General features: G+C 68.0%; 19 protein-coding genes. 12 read left to right on the top strand and 7 right to left on the bottom strand.

Annotated elements, in window-relative coordinates:
- The first annotated feature begins 144 nt into the window (after positions 1 to 144).
- The 4 genes from leuS to B0A89_RS05825 are packed head-to-tail and all read left to right on the top strand — an operon-like array spanning position 145 to position 5,413.
- Positions 145 to 2,682: a leucine--tRNA ligase gene (gene leuS / locus B0A89_RS05840; protein WP_085377331.1), complete on the top strand. Its 2,538-nt coding sequence runs from the start codon at positions 145 to 147 to the stop codon at positions 2,680 to 2,682.
- Positions 2,669 to 3,139, top strand: coding sequence for an LPS assembly lipoprotein LptE (gene lptE / locus B0A89_RS05835; protein ID WP_085377330.1), 471 nt, complete (start codon positions 2,669 to 2,671; stop codon positions 3,137 to 3,139). The genes leuS and lptE overlap by 14 nt, the downstream gene beginning before the upstream one ends.
- Before the next feature lies 1 nt (position 3,140).
- On the top strand, positions 3,141 to 4,169 hold the full coding sequence (gene holA, locus B0A89_RS05830) for a DNA polymerase III subunit delta (protein ID WP_085377329.1): 1,029 nt from the start codon (positions 3,141 to 3,143) through the stop codon (positions 4,167 to 4,169).
- On the top strand, positions 4,166 to 5,413 hold the full coding sequence (locus B0A89_RS05825; RefSeq protein WP_085377328.1) for a BaiN/RdsA family NAD(P)/FAD-dependent oxidoreductase: 1,248 nt from the start codon (positions 4,166 to 4,168) through the stop codon (positions 5,411 to 5,413). Before holA ends, B0A89_RS05825 begins: the two co-directional genes overlap by 4 nt.
- 13 nt (positions 5,414 to 5,426) lie before the next feature.
- Here the strand turns inward: B0A89_RS05825 and B0A89_RS05820 are convergent, their stop codons facing one another.
- Complete coding sequence (locus B0A89_RS05820) at positions 5,427 to 5,807, bottom strand: glutathione S-transferase family protein (protein ID WP_085377327.1); 381 nt, start codon at positions 5,805 to 5,807, stop codon at positions 5,427 to 5,429.
- Positions 5,808 to 6,097: 290 nt separating this feature from the next.
- Between B0A89_RS05820 and B0A89_RS05815 the strand changes: the two genes are divergently transcribed.
- From B0A89_RS05815 to B0A89_RS05800, 4 genes are all read left to right on the top strand, one after another.
- Positions 6,098 to 7,354, top strand: coding sequence for an MFS transporter (locus B0A89_RS05815; protein ID WP_085377326.1), 1,257 nt, complete (start codon positions 6,098 to 6,100; stop codon positions 7,352 to 7,354).
- A gap of 114 nt (positions 7,355 to 7,468) precedes the next feature.
- Positions 7,469 to 8,410, top strand: a complete 942-nt coding sequence (locus B0A89_RS05810) for a glycosyltransferase family 2 protein (protein WP_085377325.1) — start codon at positions 7,469 to 7,471, stop codon at positions 8,408 to 8,410.
- A gap of 3 nt (positions 8,411 to 8,413) precedes the next feature.
- Positions 8,414 to 9,469, top strand: coding sequence for a glycosyltransferase family 4 protein (locus B0A89_RS05805; protein ID WP_085377324.1), 1,056 nt, complete (start codon positions 8,414 to 8,416; stop codon positions 9,467 to 9,469).
- Positions 9,466 to 10,080 carry a glycosyltransferase family 29 protein gene (locus tag B0A89_RS05800; RefSeq protein ID WP_085377323.1) on the top strand — a complete coding sequence of 205 codons (615 nt, stop codon included), beginning with the start codon at positions 9,466 to 9,468 and terminating at the stop codon, positions 10,078 to 10,080. Before B0A89_RS05805 ends, B0A89_RS05800 begins: the two co-directional genes overlap by 4 nt.
- On the opposite strand, the gene B0A89_RS05795 is transcribed toward B0A89_RS05800, so the two are convergent.
- Complete coding sequence (locus B0A89_RS05795) at positions 10,073 to 10,456, bottom strand: hypothetical protein (protein WP_085377322.1); 384 nt, start codon at positions 10,454 to 10,456, stop codon at positions 10,073 to 10,075. The two genes, B0A89_RS05800 and B0A89_RS05795, sit on opposite strands and share 8 nt — an antisense overlap.
- A gap of 146 nt (positions 10,457 to 10,602) precedes the next feature.
- Between B0A89_RS05795 and B0A89_RS05790 the strand changes: the two genes are divergently transcribed.
- The gene (locus tag B0A89_RS05790) at positions 10,603 to 11,256 is read left to right on the top strand and encodes a carbonic anhydrase (protein ID WP_085377321.1); all 654 of its coding nucleotides are present in this window, start codon (positions 10,603 to 10,605) and stop codon (positions 11,254 to 11,256) included.
- Between the two features lie 72 nt (positions 11,257 to 11,328).
- On the opposite strand, the gene B0A89_RS05785 is transcribed toward B0A89_RS05790, so the two are convergent.
- On the bottom strand, positions 11,329 to 12,132 hold the full coding sequence (locus B0A89_RS05785; RefSeq protein ID WP_085377320.1) for a response regulator: 804 nt from the start codon (positions 12,130 to 12,132) through the stop codon (positions 11,329 to 11,331).
- A 92-nt stretch (positions 12,133 to 12,224) separates the two neighbouring features.
- Here B0A89_RS05785 and B0A89_RS05780 point away from each other — a divergent pair, with 92 nt between their 5' ends.
- The 3 genes from B0A89_RS05780 to B0A89_RS05770 are packed head-to-tail and all read left to right on the top strand — an operon-like array spanning position 12,225 to position 14,727.
- Positions 12,225 to 12,371, top strand: a complete 147-nt coding sequence (locus tag B0A89_RS05780; protein WP_085377319.1) for a NepR family anti-sigma factor — start codon at positions 12,225 to 12,227, stop codon at positions 12,369 to 12,371.
- A 4-nt stretch (positions 12,372 to 12,375) separates the two neighbouring features.
- Complete coding sequence (locus tag B0A89_RS05775; protein WP_085377318.1) at positions 12,376 to 12,960, top strand: RNA polymerase sigma factor; 585 nt, start codon at positions 12,376 to 12,378, stop codon at positions 12,958 to 12,960.
- Entirely contained in the window at positions 12,961 to 14,727 is a 1,767-nt protein-coding gene (locus B0A89_RS05770; protein ID WP_085377317.1) for a histidine kinase dimerization/phosphoacceptor domain -containing protein, read from the top strand.
- Here B0A89_RS05770 and B0A89_RS05765 read toward each other — a convergent pair.
- Genes B0A89_RS05765 through B0A89_RS05750 form a run of 4 tightly spaced genes read right to left on the bottom strand, consistent with a single transcriptional unit; the run spans position 14,721 to position 17,853 of the window.
- Positions 14,721 to 15,689 (bottom strand): YihY/virulence factor BrkB family protein, encoded by a 969-nt coding sequence (locus B0A89_RS05765; protein ID WP_240558658.1) that lies wholly within the window; start codon positions 15,687 to 15,689, stop codon positions 14,721 to 14,723. The genes B0A89_RS05770 and B0A89_RS05765 overlap by 7 nt on opposite strands.
- Positions 15,673 to 16,383: a DNA polymerase III subunit epsilon gene (dnaQ, locus tag B0A89_RS05760; RefSeq protein ID WP_085378774.1), complete on the bottom strand. Its 711-nt coding sequence runs from the start codon at positions 16,381 to 16,383 to the stop codon at positions 15,673 to 15,675. Before dnaQ ends, B0A89_RS05765 begins: the two co-directional genes overlap by 17 nt.
- Positions 16,376 to 16,972, bottom strand: a complete 597-nt coding sequence (coaE, locus tag B0A89_RS05755) for a dephospho-CoA kinase (protein WP_085377315.1) — start codon at positions 16,970 to 16,972, stop codon at positions 16,376 to 16,378. The genes dnaQ and coaE overlap by 8 nt, the downstream gene beginning before the upstream one ends.
- Complete coding sequence (locus B0A89_RS05750) at positions 16,969 to 17,853, bottom strand: shikimate dehydrogenase (protein ID WP_085377314.1); 885 nt, start codon at positions 17,851 to 17,853, stop codon at positions 16,969 to 16,971. Before B0A89_RS05750 ends, coaE begins: the two co-directional genes overlap by 4 nt.
- Positions 17,854 to 17,952 lie beyond the last annotated feature (99 nt).

Here is a 17,952-nt window from a genome sequence, read left to right as displayed (position 1 = left end):
GGCGGCAGCCTGCCATCGCCGCGCCATCCCCCATCCGCCCGGGGGCGCGGCAGGCCCCCTTTGCGGGGCGGCGGCAATCGGGCCGCTGGACCTGACCGGGCCGGGGGGCTAAACCCGCACGGCAATTCAGCCCGGAGCCGCCCCATGCCCTATGATCCCGCCAACAGCGAGCCGCGCTGGCAACAGGCCTGGGATCGCGCCGGCAGCTTTCGCGCCGTCCGCGACGAACGGCCGAAATACTATGTCCTCGAGATGTTCCCCTATCCGTCCGGGCGCATCCATATGGGGCATGTGCGCAACTACACGATGGGCGACGTGGTGGCCCGCTACAAGCGCGCACAGGGGTTCAGCGTGCTGCACCCGATGGGCTGGGACGCTTTCGGCATGCCCGCCGAAAATGCGGCGATGGAAAACGGCGGCCATCCGCGCGACTGGACCTATCAGAACATCGCCACCATGCGCGAGCAGCTCAAGCCGCTGGGCCTGTCCATCGACTGGAGCCGCGAATTCGCCACCTGCGACGATGCCTATGTCGCCCAGCAGCAGGCGATGTTCCTCGACATGCTGGAGGCCGGGCTGATCTATCGCAAGGCCGCGGTGGTGAACTGGGACCCGGTGGACATGACCGTGCTGGCCAACGAGCAGGTCATCGACGGCAAGGGCTGGCGCTCGGGCGCGCCGGTGGAGCGGCGCGAGCTGACGCAGTGGTTCTTCCGCATCTCGGATTATGCCGATGAGCTGCTTTCGGCGCTGGACGGGCTGACCGGCTGGCCGGAAAAGGTGCGGCTGATGCAGGCCAACTGGATCGGCCGCTCGCGCGGGCTGCAGTTCCGGTTCGAGACCGTGAACGCCGAGGAGCATCCGCAGATCGAGGTCTACACGACCCGCCCCGACACGCTGATGGGCGCCAGCTTCGTCGCCATCAGCCCCGATCATCCGCTGGCGAAATCGCTGGCCGCGGCCGATCCGCGTGTCGCCGCCTTCGCCGAGGAGTGCCGCAAGGGCGGCACCACCGAGGAGGCGATCGAGACGGCCGAGAAAACGGGGCTGGAAACCGGCATCCGCGTGCGCCATCCGCTGGACCCGGCATGGGAGCTGCCGGTCTGGATCGCGAACTTTGTCCTGATGGACTACGGCACGGGCGCCATCTTCGGCTCGCCCGCCCATGACCAGCGCGACCATGACTTTGCCCGCAAATACGGACTGCCGATCCGCGCGACCTTCGGCCAGCCCGGCATGACCGAGGCCGAGGCGGACGCGCTGGTGCAGGCTGCGCCCTTCGTCCCGCTGAAATCCGAGCGCGTGAGCTATGTCCGCGGCTTTGCCGGCGCGGCCGATCAGACCGGCGAGGCCGCGGTGGACGCCGCCATCGCCCATGCCGAGGCGGCGGGCTATGGCGAGGGCGTGACCAAGTTCCGCCTGCGCGACTGGGGCATCTCGCGCCAGCGCTATTGGGGCTGCCCGATCCCGGTTGTCCATTGCGATGCCTGCGGCACCATGCCCGAAGCCAAGGCGAACCTGCCCGTCCTGCTGCCGCGCGATGTCACCTTCGACGTGCCGGGCAACCCGCTGGACCGTCACCCGACCTGGCGGCAGGCGCGCTGCCCCAGATGCGGCGGCCCTGCACGGCGCGAGACGGACACGATGGATACCTTCGTCGATTCGTCCTGGTACTATGCGCGCTTCACTGCGCCGCACGCGCCAACGCCGACCGACCCGGCCGAGGCGGATTACTGGATGAACGTCGATCAGTATATCGGCGGCATCGAGCATGCGATCCTGCACCTGCTCTATTCGCGCTTTTTCGCGCGCGCGATGGTCAAGACCGGCCACCTGCCCGCAACGGCGAAGGAGCCCTTCGACGCGCTGTTCACGCAAGGCATGGTCACGCACGAGATCTATCTGACCCGCGACGATCGGGGCCGCCCGGTCTATCACCTGCCCGAAGACGTGCAGGGCGGGCGGCTGGCCGACGGCACGGCAGTCGAGATCATCCCCTCGGCCAAGATGTCCAAGTCCAAGAAGAACGTCGTGGACCCGGTGAACATCGTCAGCAGCTTTGGCGCCGACACGGCCCGCTGGTTCATGCTGTCCGACAGCCCCCCCGAACGCGACGTGGAATGGACCGCCTCGGGCGCCGAGGCTGCGGCCAAGTTCCTGGCCCGCCTGCACCGCCTGGCCGAGGATGCAGGGGGCGAGGACCGAGAGGATGCCGGCCTGATGCGCGCCGCCCACCGCGCCATCGACGAGGTGACGCGCGCCATCGAGGGCTTTGCCTTCAACAAGGCCGTGGCCAAGCTTTATGAACTGGCGAACGCGATCGGCAAGTCGCCCGCCGCCGGGGCGCCGCGCCGCGCGGTGCTGCGCATCCTGGCGCAGCTGGCCGGGCCGATGGTGCCGCACCTTGCCGAGGATGTCTGGGCGCTGGCCGGCGGCGACGGCCTGCTGGTCGATGCCCACTGGCCCAAGGCCGATCCCGCGATGCTGGTCAGCGACAGCGTGACCCTGCCCATCCAGATCAACGGCAAGCGGCGGGGCGAGATCACCGTCCCCGCGGATATGGACGGGCCCGCGATCGAGGCGCTGGTGATGGCCGACGAAACCGTGCAGCGGTTCCTGGACGGCAAGGCCCCCAGGAAGCTGATCGTGGTGCCGGGGCGGATCGTCAATGTGGTCGCGTAGGGCGCTGGTCATGGCCGCGCTGGCGGTGGCGGGCTGCGGCTTTTCCCCGGTCTATGGGCCGGGCGGCGCGGGCACGCGCCTTCAGGGGCAGGTCCATGTGGCGGACCCCGTCAGTGCCGATGATTATACCTTTCTGCGGCGCATGACCGAACGGCTCGGCCCGGCGGAAAGCGGGCGCTATGACCTGACCTATTCGCTGCGGATCGCGGTGCTGCCGCAGGCGATCACCCCGGACGAGGTGACGACGCGCTTTTCGCTGAACGGCACCGCCGCTTATCGGCTGACCGACAGCGCAAGCGGCGCCACGCTGGCCCAAGGCGAGGTGTCCAACTTCACCAGCCATTCCACGGTCGGGACGGTGATTGCGACGAATGCGGCCGAACAGGACGCGCGGGACCGGCTGGCGGTCATGCTGGCCGACCAGGTGGTGACACGGCTGCTGGCGCAGGTGCCCTGAGGTGCTGCTCAAGGGCGCCGAGATCGCGCGCTATCTGGCCCGCCCCGACCCTACCCGGCCGGCGCTGCTGATTTACGGGCAGGATGCGATGCGTGTCGCGCTCAAGCGCGCCGAGGCGGTTGCTGCCCTGGCCGGGCCAGACGCCCAGGCCGACATGCGCCTTGTGCGCCTCGACGGTGCCGATCTGCGCAAGGATGGCGCGGCGCTGCTGGACGAGATCAAGGCGATCGGGTTCTTTCCGGGCCAGCGTGTCGTGCTGGTCGAGGATGCCGCCGACGCGGCGGCGCCGGCCATAGCCGCGGCGATCGGGGCATGGGCGCATGGCGATGCGGTGATCGTGGTCACGGCCGGCGCGCTGGCCCGCTCGTCCGCGCTGCGCAAGCTGTTCGAGCCGCATCCGGCGGCGGTCTGTGCGCCCGTCTATGACGACCCGCCCGCCGAGGAAGAAATCGCCCGCTGGCTGTCCGATGCCGGTCTGCGCGCCGTGCCCCCGGCCGCGATGCGCGATCTGTCGGCGCTGGCCCGCGCGCTCGATCCCGGCGATTTCCGCCAGCTTGTGGAAAAGATCGGCCTTTACAAGCATGGCGACGACACGCCGCTGACCCCCGATGAAATCGCCGCGCTGGCACCGGCCAGCGTCGAGGCGGATGTCGAACAGCTGGTCGCCGCCGCCGCGGACGGAGAGGCGGCGGCCCTTGGTCCGCTGATGCGGCGGATCGAGACGCAGGGCATTACGCCGGTGACGATCTGCATTGCGGCGATGCGGCATTTCCGGGCGCTTCACCTTGCCGCCTCGGACCCGGGGGGGGCGCAGGCGGGGCTGGGCCGGGTACGGCCGCCGGTTTTCGGGCCGCGCCGCGACCGGATGGCGCGGCAGGCCCAGCATTGGGGGATGCGCGCGCTTGAAGAGGCCGTCCACCAGCTGATCGAAACGGATCTCACGCTGCGCTCCTCCTCTCGCGCGCCGGCGATGGCGGTGGTCGAACGGGCCTTGATCCGGCTGGCGATGATGCCGCGGGGCCGGCGATGAGCGAGCGGGCGCCGGCGCTGGTCATCGGCGCAGGACCGGCAGGGCTGATGGCCGCCGAGGCCCTTTCGGCAGCCGGGCACGCGGTGATCGTGGCCGAGGCCATGCCGACGCCGGCCCGCAAGTTCCTGATGGCGGGCAAATCCGGGCTGAACCTGACGCGGGAGGAACCCGCGCCGGCCTTTGCGGCGCGCATTGCCGGGGGCGCTGCCCCCCGGCCCGTTCCGGGCCGTCCCCCGGGATATTTGCGGACCGAAGATCTGCGCGCCATTGTCGAGGGCTTTGGCCCGGCCGCGATGCGCAGCTGGGCCGAGGGCCTTGGCATTGCGCTGTTCACAGGCTCCACCGGCCGGGTGTTTCCGGTGGGCATGAAGGCATCGCCGCTGCTGCGGGCCTGGTTGCGGAGGCTATCGGCGCAGGGGGTCGAGCTGAGGACACGCTGGCGCTGGACGGGGATCGACGGGGCGGCCATGGTCTTTTCGACATCGGAAGGGAGCCGCCGGATCAGCGCAGCCGCTACGGTGCTGGCCCTGGGCGGGGCCAGCTGGCCTCGTCTGGGTTCGGACGCGGCCTGGGTGCCGCTGCTGGCTGATGCAGGGGTCGGCATCGCGCCGTTCCGGCCGGCGAATATGGGCCTGCTGGTGAACTGGTCGCCCCTGATGGCCCGGCAGTTCGGGGCGGCCGTCAAGGGCACGCGGTTGAGGGCCGGCCCGCTGGAGAGCCGGGGCGAATGGGTCATCACCGCGCAGGGCGCCGAGGGCGGCGGCATCTATGAAATCGCCGCGGCGCTGCGCGACGGGGCAGGCGCCACGATCGACCTGCTGCCCAATCTGGACAGCGCCGCGCTGGCCGCCCGGCTGGCCAGGCCGCGGGGCCGGCTGTCGCTGGGCAACTGGCTGCGGCGGGTGCTGGGCGATCCGGTCAAGGTCGCGCTGCTGCTGGAATGGGGCCAGCCGCTGCCGGCGGGGCCGGCGGCGCTTGCCGCCCGGATCAAGGGTCTGCCGCTGCGCCATGAGGCCGTTGCCGGGCTGGACCGGGCGATCTCGTCGGCGGGCGGCATCAGGCTTGATTCACTGACCCCGGATCTGGCCTTGTGGGCATTGCCCTCACTCCATGCCGCGGGCGAGATGCTGGACTGGGAAGCGCCGACGGGGGGCTATCTGCTGACCGCCTGCCTCGCTACAGGCCGTCATGCGGGGCTGGCGGCGGCAAGGCAGTTGGGTCAGGCGGCAGCGGCGGTGCGATAGGCCACGCGGTTCTCTACCCGGTCCAGATAAACGCGCAGCCGCGGGTGCCGCACCGGCTGTTCATAACGCTCTGCCCAGTGCAGGCAATGCCCAGCACGATGTCGGCGATGGTGAAGACATCGCCCATGATCCATGGCCCCTTGCCCAGCATGTCGCCTAGGCAGGCCATCCCCGCGATGATGCGCCGGTGCAGCCAGTCCCGGCCATTGTCGCAGGCCAGATCGCCATGGCCATGTCGCATCAGCGTCCAGAGCATCAGCGGCTCGTCCAGACATACCATAACCCGGAAGGTCACGGCATTCTGGCGCGCGTGTTCGACGCTGCCGGGCGGAAAGGTCAGCGCATTGTGACGGTCGGCCAGAAAGGTCAGGATCGCCGTCGAATCGATCAGCATTCCTCCGTCCGCCATCGCCAGCGCGGGCAGCCCTCCCCCCGGCCTGCGCGCGCCGGCCGCCCGTGAACGGCATCAGCCGTTAATGTTCATACGGCAGGCCCAGTTCCTCGAGCATCCACAGCACCCGGAAGGCCCGCGTACCGCCGTATCCGATCACCCTGTACATGATGCCCCTTGCCTTCAGCGCGCCGACCATAGGCAAAAGAGCTTAGCGCCGGTTAACAACCGGCTGGGGCATTGACGCAGCCTGCGGCAGCTTGTCAGATGAGATTTCATCAGCAGGAGCCGCCATGTCCTTTCCCCAAAGCAATGCGCGCCTGTTCACCCCGGTGCTGATCGGCGGCTCGATCATCCTGATGATCAACTTTGCCCTGCGGGCAAGCTTCGGTGTCTTTCAGATCCCGGTCGCGGAAACCTTCGACTGGCCGCGCAGCACCTTTTCCCTGGCGATCGCGATCCAGAACCTTGCCTGGGGCATCGGGCAGCCGCTGTTCGGGGCGCTGGCGGAACGATGGGGCGACCGGCCGGCGATCATCCTGGGGGCGCTGCTCTATTCGCTGGGGCTGGTCATGACCGCGCTGGTCACAACGCCCGCTGGGATGCAGCTTTGGGAAATCGCCATCGGCTTTGGCATCGCCGGAACGGGCTTTGGCGTCATCCTGGCCGTCATCGGCCGCGCGGCGAGCGACAGGAACCGCAGCCTTGCCCTGGGCATCGCAACGGCCGCGGGATCGGCCGGGCAGGTGATCGGCGCGCCGCTGGCGCAGGGGCTGCTGTCGGCCATGGCCTGGCCGCAGGTCTTCATGGTCTTTGCCGCCCTGGTTCTGGCGGTCCTGCTGTTCCTGCCGCTGCTGGGCAGCACCCGCCCCGTCAGCCGGGCCGAGCTGCATGAAAGCATGGGCGGCGTCCTGCGGCGCGCCTTTGGCGATCCCAGCTACCTGATGATCTTTGCCGGATTCTTTTCCTGCGGCTACCAGCTGGGCTTCATCACCGCGCATTTCCCCGCGATGGTGACTGAAATGTGCGGCCCCATCGCGCCCGATGGCGCGCTGGCGGCATTGGGGATCACCTCGACATCGGCGCTGGGTGCGGCGGCGATCTCGATCATCGGGCTGGCCAATATCTGCGGCTCGATCATGGCGGGGTGGCTGGGGATGCGCTTTACGCGCAAATACCTGCTGGCAGGCATATACACGCTGCGCACGGTCGTATCGGCCTGGTTCATCCTGACGCCGATCACCCCGGTCACGGTGCTGGTCTTTTCGGGGATCATGGGCGCGCTGTGGCTGGCCACCGTGCCGCTGACCTCGGGGCTGGTCGCCCATATCTATGGGCTGCGCTACATGGGCACGCTTTACGGGTTTGTCTTCCTGTCCCACCAGATCGGCTCGTTCCTGGGGGTATGGCTGGGGGGCAGGCTTTATGATCTTTACGGCAGCTATACCATCGTGTGGTGGGTTGGCGTGGGGGTGGGGGCCTTTTCGGCGCTGATCCACCTGCCCGTGCGCGAGGCAGCAGCCCCGCGGGCCGTCACCCTGGCGGGCTGAGCGCCGGGCGCGGGTGACAGGGCGCCGCGCCGCCCGGCAGGGATCACACGCGCCCCTTTGTGCAAGCGGACAGGCTGGACGCTGCGCCCCGCCCATGCGACAGCAGCAGCCGTCATGAGCGATCGCGCGCCGAGCCTTGGGGCAGAACCCGTCACCATCCTGATGGCGCTTTATCAGGGAGCGCCATTCGTCGAGGCGCAACTGGACAGCATCGCGGCGCAAGGCGGTGCCTGGCGGCTGGTCGTTTCGGATGACGGATCGACCGATGCAGGCCCGGCCATCGTGGCGCGCTTTGCCGCGCGCCATCCCGGCAGGGTGCGGCTGGTGCGCGGGCCGGGCCAGGGGGCGGCGGAAAATTTCCGCGCCCTGCTGCGCGGCCTTGAACCCGCATGCGGGCCGGTCGCCCTGGCCGATCAGGATGATGTCTGGCTTCCCGGCAAGCTGGAGCGGGCCTTTGCCGGGTTGCAACAGGCCCCAGCGGGGCAGCCCGCGCTGTATTGCAGCCGCGTGGCGATCTGCGACGCAGCCATGCGCCCGCTTGGCAGGTCACGCCCGCTGCATCCGCCGTCATTTCCGCATGCTCTGGTGCAGAACGCGGTTCAGGGAAATACGGTAATGCTGAACCCGGCCGCGCTGGCGCTGGTGCGGGCGGCCGATCCGCTGACCCCGCCCGTGGTCATGCATGACTGGTGGCTGTATCAGTTGATCACCGGCGCCGGGGGCCGGGTGATCCAGGACAGCACGCCCACGGTGCTCTACCGCCAGCATCATGGCAATGTCGTCGGCGCGAATGACAGCCTCCGCGCCCGGCTGGGCAGCTTTGGCCGGATGTTGGGTGGGGGGCACCGGGCCTGGAACGCGCAGACGCTTGCCGCGCTGAGCCCAGTGCGTCATCTTCTGACCGAGGACAGCCGCGCCACGCTGGATCTGTTCGCCGCCCTGCATGGCGGGGCGCTGCCTGCGCGGCTGGGCGCGATGCGCCGCGGCCGGTTCCGGCGGCAGGGCGCCGTTTCGCAGGCGGCGCTGTGGCTTGCCGCCGCGCTCGGAAGGATGTGACCCGTGCCGACCATTCCCGATACCCGGATCGAGGTGATCGCCCCTAATCTCAAGCGCCGCCTGTCTGGCGTGACCGCCACGGTGGTGCGGCTGATCCCGGTGCAGGCGCGCATGATCGGCATCGTCGCCGCGGGACCGGGCCTGCCCCCGGCGCTGCCCCACATCACCCTGGCGCGCGCCGCGCGCCTGCCGCGCGATCGCTGGCGCGTGTGGCATGCGCGCCGCAATACCGAGATGGTGCTGGGCCTGATCCTGCGCCATGTGCTGGGGCGGCGTTATCGGCTGTTGTTCACCAGCGCGGCGCAACGCGCCCATACCGGATTGACCCGCTGGCTGATCCGGCGCCAGGATGCCGTGATAGCCACATCGCCGCAGGCCGCAGGTTACCTGGAGCGGCCCGCGACGGTGATCCTGCACGGCGTGGACACGCAGGTGTTCCACCCCGCGCCCGACCGCACGGCCCTGCGGTCCGCACTGGGGCTGGACCCGGAGGCGATCCTGATCGGCTGCTTCGGCCGAGTGCGGGCGCAGAAGGGCGTCGATCTTCTGGTCGAGGCGGCGTTGCAGGTTTTCCCGCGTCATCCGCGCGCGCAGCTGATCCTGACTGGGCGCATCACCCCCGACAACCGCGCCTTTGCCGACGCGCTGATCGCGCGCGCGCGCGCCGCTGGCCTGGGCGACCGGATCCGCTTTCTGGGCGAGATCCCGTGGGAGGATGTCGTTCGCCATTACCAGGCGCTTGACCTGTTCGCCGCCCCTGCCCGGTGGGAAGGGTTCGGCCTGACCCCGCTCGAGGCAATGGCCTGCGGGGTGCCCGTGATCGCGGCCCGCGTGGGCGCCTATGAGATGCTGATCCAGGACGGGCTGACGGGGACGCTGATCCCGCCGGGCGATGCGGGCGCGCTGGCCGGAGCCCTTGATCGCTGGCTGGCCGATGGGGCGGGCCGCGCCGCCGCAGGCCGCGCCGCGCGCGCCCATGTCGAGGCCGACCACGCCATCGAGGCCGAGGCGCGGGCGATCGTCTCGGTCTATCGCCGCCTGCTGGGGCGACAGCCATGACCCACTTGCGCTTTTACGCAGCGCGCGCCCTGCGATCCGAACCGATGCTGCGCAGCCTCTCGGTGCCGGCCGCCGAACTGGACAGCGCCCTGGCCGGCAGGCGCGTCGCCCTGGTCGGAAATGCCCGGTCCCTTGCCCGTCAGCGCCATGGAACGGCGATCGACGGCGCCGATCTGGTGGTGCGGATCAACCGTGCCCCGATGCCGGCCGCCGCCAGCCATGGCACCCGCACCGACTGGCTGGCGCTGGCCGTGCGTCTGCCCGAGGCCGACCGGCTGCGGCTGCACCCGCAACGCATCCTGTGGATGTCGCCCAAGCGCAAGCGGCTGGACTGGCGCAGCGCCCATTCGCCGGGCTTTTATCTGCACCCGCTTGAAAGCTATCGCGCCTTGATGGACCGGCTGGGCGCCCCCCCCTCGACCGGGATCATGGCGGCAGAGCTGATCCTGCGCGCGCCCTGCGCGGCGCTGACGCTCTATGGCTTTGACTTCTTCGCCTCGCAGTCGCTCTCGGGCTCGCGCAGCATCGCGCAGGTGCCCCATGACTTTGCCGCCGAGGCGGCCTGGATCGCCGCCCGCGCAAGCACGGACCCGCGCCTGTCGGTCAGCTGAACGAGGGGCCGGCCCCGATCCGGATTTCCGCCAGCGAGCGATTGCCGATCCGCATCAGCCGCGCCAGCGTTGCGGCAAGCGCAATGCTGTCGCGGCGTTCCGCACAGGCGACCACGTCGATCGCGACCCCCGCCATTGCCGGCAGGCCGACCTGCCAGGCAAGGCGCGACAGCCGTTCGGCCTGTTCGGACAGTTCCGCCATATCCCCTGCAAGCGCGGCCCGCCGCGCCGCTGCCAGCCCTGCGGCAAGCTGTTCCAATGCCGCGCAGATGATTGTCTGTGCGGCGCTTTCGCCCAGTTCGCCGACGATCTCGCCAAGCCGCCGCGCATCCACGCGCACCGCTTCGTGCACGCCCAGCACCGTCAGGTTTCCCATGTCATACCCCTTTCACCCGCGTCCCCACGCGTCCGGGCACCATGGCGGCAAGCCGCTAAGAAATCCTTGTAGGCAAAGCGAAGAAACCTCTCGAACTTTAAGCTTTGCCCCGCTAACCCCAAGGCGGGAAACCGCACGGAGCCGCCATGACAAGCCTTGGCAATGCAGTCCGACCGCTGCCGCATTATCTGGTCCAGCGGTATCACGGCTGGCACGCAACCGCCTTTACCGAAAACCGCGCCTGGTATCGCCGCCTTGCGGACGAAGGCCAGCGGCCGCGCGCGATGGTGATCTCGTGCTGCGATTCGCGGGTGCATGTGTCGTCGATCTTCGGCGCCGACACCGGAGAGTTCTTCATCCACCGCAACATCGCCAATCTGGTGCCGCCCTATGCACCCGACGGGCAGCAGCACGGCACCTCGGCGGCGGTTGAATACGCCGTCAAGGAATTGCGCGTGGCCCATCTGCTGGTGATGGGGCACAGCCAGTGCGGCGGCGTGGCGGGATGCCATGCCATGTGTTCGGGGCACGCGCCCGAGCTGGAGGAAGCGACCAGCTTCGTCGGTCGCTGGATGGACATCCTGCGCCCCGGCTATGAACAGATCAAGGATCTGCCCGAATCCGAACAGGTGCCGGCGCTGGAACGGGTGGCGGTGCAGATCTCGCTGCAGAACCTGATGGGATTTCCCTTCGTGGCCGAGGCGGTCGAGGCGGGCACGCTGACGTTGCACGGGCTGCTGCACGACATCGGCGACGGACAGCTGACCATGCTGGACGGCGGACGTTTCGTCCCCGTCTGAACGAAACAGGCACGGGCGGGGCGCCCGTGCCTGTGCTTGATCTGTCGGGATGCCGGCGCCTGCGCGCCAGGATCAGGCGACGCCCAGGCCGTCCGTCGAGGCAAAGAACATCGCCTGCGACACCGCCGAGCGGACCTGTTCCTCGGAATAGGGCTTGGAGATGAGGAAGGCCGGCTCGGGCCGGTCGCCCGTCAGCAGGCGTTCGGGGAAGGCGGTGATGAAGATCACCGGCAGATCGCCCATGCTGCCCAGCAGCTCGTTCACGGCGTCGATCCCGGACGATCCGTCGGCCAGCTGGATATCGGCCAGGATCAGGTCAGGACGGCGCTCGCCGGCCAGTTCGATCGCGGCGGTGTGGGTGCGGGCGATGCCCGTCACCTCATGGCCCATGGCCTGCACGATCCCCTTGAGGTCCATGGCGATGATCGTCTCGTCCTCGATGATCATCACGCGGCCGCGGATCGACCGGCCCATTTCATTCAGCGCGATCTGGACCAGTTCCTCGGCCTCGTCCTGATCCACCTGCATGACGCGGGCGATCTGGTCATAGCGCAGTTCCTCGATCGTGCGCAGCAACAGCGCCTCGCGCGAATTGGCCGTCAGGCCGCGCAGATGCGACTGGGCCGCCGCCTCGCGCGAGCTCTGGTCCTCGCCGGCGATGGGCTGGCCCGAACTTTGCCAGATGGCATGGAAGGTGCGGAACAGGCCGATGCGCGTGTCATCCCCGTTCATCATGCTGCGATCGCTCAGAATCGCCTCGAGCGTGGCCGCGGCATAGTTGTCCCCCGCGGTCTGGCTGCCGGTCAGGGCGCGTGCATAACGGCGCAGATAGGGCAGCTCGCGGCCGATGGATTGGGCAAGATCAGCAGCGGACATTGGCTTTCCTCAACTTCATCCCTGTGCGGGAACCTTATGGTGCTGTAGCCGTTATGCCACGTGCACACAAGATTTCCGGGATAAACAAATCAATGAACACGAGGCGGGAAGACAGAAAGCGCGCCGCCCTTGAAAAGCAGATCGACGAAAATCTGCGGCGCGTCTATGAACAGGACACCTCGGAACAGGTTCCCGACCGTTTCCTGACGCTTCTCGAGCGCCTGCGCGAGCAGGACTGAGCGGATGACAGTTCACCTTGCCGCCAAAGGCCTGTCCGGTTCCGACCCGCGCGACGAGCTGGTCGATCATCTTCCCGCTCTCAGGGCCTTTGCCCTCTCGCTGACCCGCGACAGCGCCTCTGCGGATGATCTGGTGCAGGACACGATCGTCAAGGCCTGGACCAACATGGACAAGTTCCAGCCCGGGACCAATCTTCGCGCCTGGCTGTTCACGATCCTGCGCAACACCTTCTATTCCGCGCGCCGCAAGACCCGGCGCGAAGTCAGCGACAGCGATGGCATCCATGCCGCGCGTCAGGCCACCCGCCCCGAACATGACGGGCGACTGGCGATGAACGATTTCAAGGCGGCTTTCCGGCAATTGCCCGACGAACAGCGCGAGGCCCTGATCCTGGTGGGCGGGTCGGGGTTTTCCTATGAGGAAGCCGCCGCGATGACCGGGGTGGCGGTCGGCACCGTCAAGTCGCGCGCCAACCGCGGCCGGCGCAAACTGGCCGAGCTGATGCACATGGCCGAGGGCGAGGAACTCGACATGACTGATGCATCGACCCTGGCGGTCATGGGGGTCAACCACCCGGTTTCACGCTAAATGCGCTTATCGGGGATAACCGGCAGACTTGGTTTCCGCCTGGGGGCGCTGCTGTCGATCGCGATCCTGCCGATCGGGATGATCTCGATCATCCAGACACTGCACCTGTCGCGAGAGGCCGAGCGATCGACCCAGATCGCCCTTCAGGGCCGCACGGCCGAGGCCGCGGCGGGCGAACGGGCATTGCTGCAGAGCGCCATCGGCACCGCCGATGCGCTTGGCGCCTCGATCCTGACGCTGATCAAGGATCCGGCCCAGTGTTCCGAGGCGATGCGCCAGTATGTCCAGCGCAGCGCGATCTATCTTTACGCCGGCTTCACCAGCGTCGAGGGCATGAATGTCTGTTCCTCGACCGGCCATGCGATCGACGTGCGGACATCGCCCCATTACCAGGCCTTCATGCGGGATCCCGGCACGCTGATCACCGCGACCGAACGCGGCATGGCGACAGGCGAGCGTGTGGTGATCGTCTCGCAGCCGCTTTATCAGAACGGCACGCTTCTGGGCTATGTCGCGCTGTCGCTGTCGCAGGATCTGCTGCGATCCACCCACGCCATGACCTACTGGGCCAAAAGCGCCCATATCCTGATGTTCAACGCGCAAGGACAGGCGCTTTCGGGAGATCTGGGGCCGCAGGACGATCCCGCGGCGATCCTGCCCGAGGGGCAGACGCTCGCCTCGCTGGTGGGGCGCGAGAACAGCTCGTTCAGCGGCCGTTCGAACTCGGGCGAGAATCGGGTGTTCTCGGTGGTGCCGGTGGTGCCCAATCTCGTCTTCGCGCTGGGAAGCTGGAGCCCGCAGGTCACGGGCATCGTGGGGCTGAGCATATCGCGCTTTGCCGCGATCCTGTTTCCACTGGCGCTGTGGGCGGTGTCGCTGGCGGTTGCCTATTTCGCGGTCTATCGGCTGGTGCTGCGCCATGTGCGCGAACTGCGCGGCCAGATGCGCCGCTTTGCGCTGGGGGATCGCAGCGTGGCCCCGCCGGTGCTGACCGCGGCGCCCGGCGAGATCCGCGACGTGAGCGAGACGTTCCACAACATGGCCCGCATCCTGATCCGCGAGGAAGCCGCGATGGAGGAGGCGGTGTCGGAAAAGACCGTGTTGTTGAAAGAGGTTCACCACCGGGTCAAGAACAACCTTCAGCTGATCGCCTCCATCATCAACATGCAGAGCCGGGTGATCGACGACACCGACGCCAAGCGGGTGCTGCGGTCGGTCCAGGACCGGGTCGCCTCGCTGGCCACGATCTACAAGAACCTCTACCAGGCCGAGCATCTGGATTCGGTCGAGGCGGACAGGCTGATCCGCGACATCATCGGGCAGATGTCCACCGCCTCGCTGCTGAACGACATGTCGGTCGAGATGACCACCGATCTGGAACCGCTGACCCTCCTGCCGGATCAGGCGGTGCCGCTGACGCTGCTGACAACCGAGGCGTTCACCAACGCGCTGAAATATACCGGGACAGCGAACGGGGGGCGGGCCTGGGTCAAGGTCATGCTGCGGCGCGAGCCGGACGGGGCGGCCGTGCTGACGATCGAGAATTCGCTGGGCCAGCCGCTGTCCCATGTCGAGGGGACCGGCCTTGGCAGCCAGCTGATCGAGGCTTTCGCCATGCAGCTCGATACCGAGGCGCATGTCGAGACGACCGACAGCGTCTATCGGCTGGAGGTCCGCTTCATGCCGCAGGGCGCGGACCGGACCCATGAAGAACCCCAGCGCAGCGTGGTTCTGACCTCGGCCGCGCGGGCCGGGGCGCGTCACTGATCCAGGCTGCCCGTATCGGCCAAGGCGGCCTTGGCCGCCTGTTCGCGTGCCATTCGGGCGGCAAGGCTGCGCGCCTTTCGGGCGGCGGCAAGGCGGCGATTGCGGTCCAGTTCCACGTTGATGAGCGCGCCCAGCATCACCGAGAACCCGGCAAGATAGAACCACATCAGCAGCGCGACCACCGCCCCGATCGAGCCATAGATCCGGTTATAGCTGTTGAAGCTGGACAGATAAGTCGAAAATCCCACCGAAGCCGCGCCCCAGGCCATGGCGGCGAACAACGCGCCCCAGGTGAAGATCGGGGTGCGCGGCGTCTTTACGTTGGGACCATAGCGGTAAAGAATGCCGATTCCGAAGATCACGATGACGAACATCGCCAGCCACGGGATCGCGCCGATCAGCCAGCTGCGCAGCGGGCCGACCTCCAGAAAGTTGAAGGCGAGCGGCACGATCAGGATCATGGCCAGCCCCATCAGCACCACGCCCACGATCACCAGCGTCAGCACATAGGCCAGAACCCAGCCAAAGATGGTCGAATGCGAGCGCACCCCATAGGCGGCGTTCAGCCCCCGCACCAGGGCATCGACGCCCGCTCGCGCGGCGATGGTGGCAACGACGAAGGATATCCCCGATGCCCAGCCAAGCTGGGTGCGCCCGCCGGCGGTCAGCGCATCGATCTGCGAATGCAGGATCTGGGCGGCGCCTTCGGGAAGAAAATCGTCAACATAGCGGTCATATTGCTGGATGATCGCCGGGTCGAACCACAGCCCCCAGAGCGTGATCAGGGCGGCCAGACCGGGAAAGACCGCGAACATGGCGTAAAAGGCCACGCCGGCGGCGATCAGGCTCATGTGGATCTTGTCCATCCGTTCGGCCAGCGAAAGGATGAACTTGAAGGATTCCCGCAGATAGCTGACAACCGCACCGATCTGGCGGCGCAGCCATTCAAGAACCGCCATCATCCCCATACCGCAACCAGACCGCATTCTGCCCCAGCCGCGCCACAAAGGCGGCATGGGCCTCCGTCTCGGCCGGCGTGATCCGGGCGGGCAGCGGGACGGGCCGGGGAAGGCGGCGGGTGATGCCGCGGCCCGGGGCGGCGCTGGGACCGGCCGCGGGCGTGCTGACGAGGACAAGGTCGGGTTGGCGGCCGCCGATCAGTTCCAGATAGACCTCGGCAAGAAGCTCGCTGTCCAGCAGGGCCCCGTGCAGCGTCCTGCCCGAGTTGTCGATGCCCCAGCGCCGGCACAGCGCGTCCAGCGAAACGGGGGCGCCGGGAAACTTTTCCCGGGCCATGGCAACCGTGTCGAGCGCCCGCGTCATAGGGATCGGGGCAAGGCCGGCCCGGCGAAGTTCCCAGTTGATGAACTTCATGTCGAAGGCCGCATTGTGTATCACGAGCCGGGAATCGCCGATAAAGGCGGTAAAGTCGTTGCAGATGTCGGCAAAGCGCGGCTTGTCGGCCAGAAATTCCGTGGTCAGCCCGTGGACGGCCAGCGCCTCGGCCGGCATGTCGCGTTCGGGGTTGATATAGACGTGAAAATGCCGCCCCGTGGGCAGATAGTTCATCAGCTCGATTGCGCCGATCTCGACCAGGCGGTCGCCGGTTTCGGGATCAAACCCGGTGGTTTCAGTATCTAGGACGATTTCACGCATCAGGCCCAACCTGTGCGACATCATGAAGGATGGCGTCAACCGCCGCTTCGGCCTCGGCCGGCGATTCGGTGGGAATGATCCAGTCGGCACGGGCGCGCCTGTCGCTATCGCTCATCTGCCGGGCCAGGATCAGCTCCAGTGTTTCGGCGGTCATCCCCGGCCGCGACAGCACCCGCGCCCTTTGCACCGCCGCCGGGGCCGATACGACCGCAACGCCGTGCATCTGCCGATCCGCGCCTGTTTCAAAAAGCAAAGGGATGTCCAGCAGGATCACGGACGCATCGGCATGGGCGTCGATGAAGGCTGCGCGGTCGGCCGCGACGAGCGGATGGACGGCCGCCTCAAGCTCGGGAAGGCGGTCAGGGGCGTCGGCAAGCAGCCTGCGCAGGATGCCTCGGTCGATACCCTGCGTGCCAATCGCCGCCGGGAAAAGCCGGCCGACCGGCGCGACCGCGTCCCCACCGGGAGCATAAAGCCGGTGAACGGCGGCATCCGCATCCCAGACCGGTACGCCCCGCGCGGCGAACAGGGCGGCGGTGGTCGTCTTGCCCATCCCGATCCCGCCTGTCAGTCCAAGAAGATAGCTCATTCAAGGACGGCCATGCGCAAGGCCGCGTCAACCTCGGGTTTGACGCCGAACCAGCGTTCAAATCCCGGCGCCGCCTGGTGAAGCAGCATCCCCAGACCATCCACTGTCCGGCAGCCGCGAGCGCGCGCCTCGGCAAGGAACAGGGTGTCGAGGGGGGTATAGACGAGATCCGTCACCAGCGCATCGGGGCGCAGCGCGTCCAGCGGCATGCGCAGGGGCTGCATGCCCTCCATTCCCATTGAGGTGGAATTGACCACCGTCGCCGCGCCTTCGAGCATGTTGCCGATCTGCGCCCAGTCATAGACGACGACGCGGGCGCCGAACTCGGCCCGGATCTGGTCGGCGCGGATGCGCGTGCGGTTGGCGATGCGCAACTCGGGCACGCCGTGTTCAAGCAGCGCCGCGACCACGGCGCGCGCTGCACCCCCCGCCCCGATCACGGCGGCCGGTCCTGCGGCGGCCTGCCATTCGGGGGCATGCTGCTGCACATTGGCAATGAAGCCGTAGCCGTCGGTATTGTCGGCATGAATTCGCCCGTCGGGCCGGAAGATCAGCGTATTGGCCGCCCCGATCAGCGCCGCCCGATCGGTCACGACATCGGCAAGGGCCAGCGCCGCCTCTTTATGCGGGATGGTGACATTGACCCCGACAAAACCTGCCCGCGGCAGGCTGTGCAGCACCTGCCCCAGATGTTCCGGCGCCACCGCCAAGGGCACGTAATGCCCGCGCAGGCCATATCGCTTCAGCCAGTGCCCATGCAGCCGGGGCGAGCGGGAATGCCCGATCGGCCAGCCGATCACCCCGGCCAACGGGACGGCTGACGACCCGGCGGGCAGGGGCGGCTGCGCCGGGATGCCGGTGAAATGCGGCTCGTCGGTCATGATGTCCTCGGTTGCCTGTCATTCCTGTCTAGCCGCCCTGCCGCGCATAGAAAAGCAACTGTGGACAGATCAAGGGACAAGCGCGGGGCAAGGCACGCA

The sequence above is a fragment of the Paracoccus contaminans genome (assembly GCF_002105555.1).
In the GTDB taxonomy this organism is placed as follows: domain Bacteria; phylum Pseudomonadota; class Alphaproteobacteria; order Rhodobacterales; family Rhodobacteraceae; genus Paracoccus; species Paracoccus contaminans.
The sequence above is the reverse complement of the archived record's forward strand: the minus strand, read 5'-3'. Positions and strand labels throughout refer to the sequence as shown.

What these genes read in the sequence shown, in the direction of transcription:
- B0A89_RS05810 (WP_085377325.1), top strand. Translation starts at nt 7,469, where the DNA reads ATGAGCGATCGCGCGCCGAGCCTTGGGGCAGAACCCGTCACCATCCTG.
- B0A89_RS05785 (WP_085377320.1), bottom strand. Translation starts at nt 12,132, where the DNA reads ATGTCCGCTGCTGATCTTGCCCAATCCATCGGCCGCGAGCTGCCCTAT.
- B0A89_RS05750 (WP_085377314.1), bottom strand. Translation starts at nt 17,853, where the DNA reads ATGACCGACGAGCCGCATTTCACCGGCATCCCGGCGCAGCCGCCCCTG.
- leuS (WP_085377331.1), top strand. Translation starts at nt 145, where the DNA reads ATGCCCTATGATCCCGCCAACAGCGAGCCGCGCTGGCAACAGGCCTGG.
- B0A89_RS05815 (WP_085377326.1), top strand. Translation starts at nt 6,098, where the DNA reads ATGTCCTTTCCCCAAAGCAATGCGCGCCTGTTCACCCCGGTGCTGATC.
- lptE (WP_085377330.1), top strand. Translation starts at nt 2,669, where the DNA reads ATGTGGTCGCGTAGGGCGCTGGTCATGGCCGCGCTGGCGGTGGCGGGC.
- dnaQ (WP_085378774.1), bottom strand. Translation starts at nt 16,383, where the DNA reads ATGCGTGAAATCGTCCTAGATACTGAAACCACCGGGTTTGATCCCGAA.
- coaE (WP_085377315.1), bottom strand. Translation starts at nt 16,972, where the DNA reads ATGAGCTATCTTCTTGGACTGACAGGCGGGATCGGGATGGGCAAGACG.
- B0A89_RS05795 (WP_085377322.1), bottom strand. Translation starts at nt 10,456, where the DNA reads ATGGGAAACCTGACGGTGCTGGGCGTGCACGAAGCGGTGCGCGTGGAT.
- B0A89_RS05765 (WP_240558658.1), bottom strand. Translation starts at nt 15,689, where the DNA reads ATGATGGCGGTTCTTGAATGGCTGCGCCGCCAGATCGGTGCGGTTGTC.
- B0A89_RS05780 (WP_085377319.1), top strand. Translation starts at nt 12,225, where the DNA reads ATGAACACGAGGCGGGAAGACAGAAAGCGCGCCGCCCTTGAAAAGCAG.
- B0A89_RS05800 (WP_085377323.1), top strand. Translation starts at nt 9,466, where the DNA reads ATGACCCACTTGCGCTTTTACGCAGCGCGCGCCCTGCGATCCGAACCG.
- B0A89_RS05820 (WP_085377327.1), bottom strand. Translation starts at nt 5,807, where the DNA reads ATGCTGATCGATTCGACGGCGATCCTGACCTTTCTGGCCGACCGTCAC.
- B0A89_RS05790 (WP_085377321.1), top strand. Translation starts at nt 10,603, where the DNA reads ATGACAAGCCTTGGCAATGCAGTCCGACCGCTGCCGCATTATCTGGTC.
- B0A89_RS05770 (WP_085377317.1), top strand. Translation starts at nt 12,961, where the DNA reads ATGCGCTTATCGGGGATAACCGGCAGACTTGGTTTCCGCCTGGGGGCG.
- B0A89_RS05825 (WP_085377328.1), top strand. Translation starts at nt 4,166, where the DNA reads ATGAGCGAGCGGGCGCCGGCGCTGGTCATCGGCGCAGGACCGGCAGGG.
- B0A89_RS05775 (WP_085377318.1), top strand. Translation starts at nt 12,376, where the DNA reads ATGACAGTTCACCTTGCCGCCAAAGGCCTGTCCGGTTCCGACCCGCGC.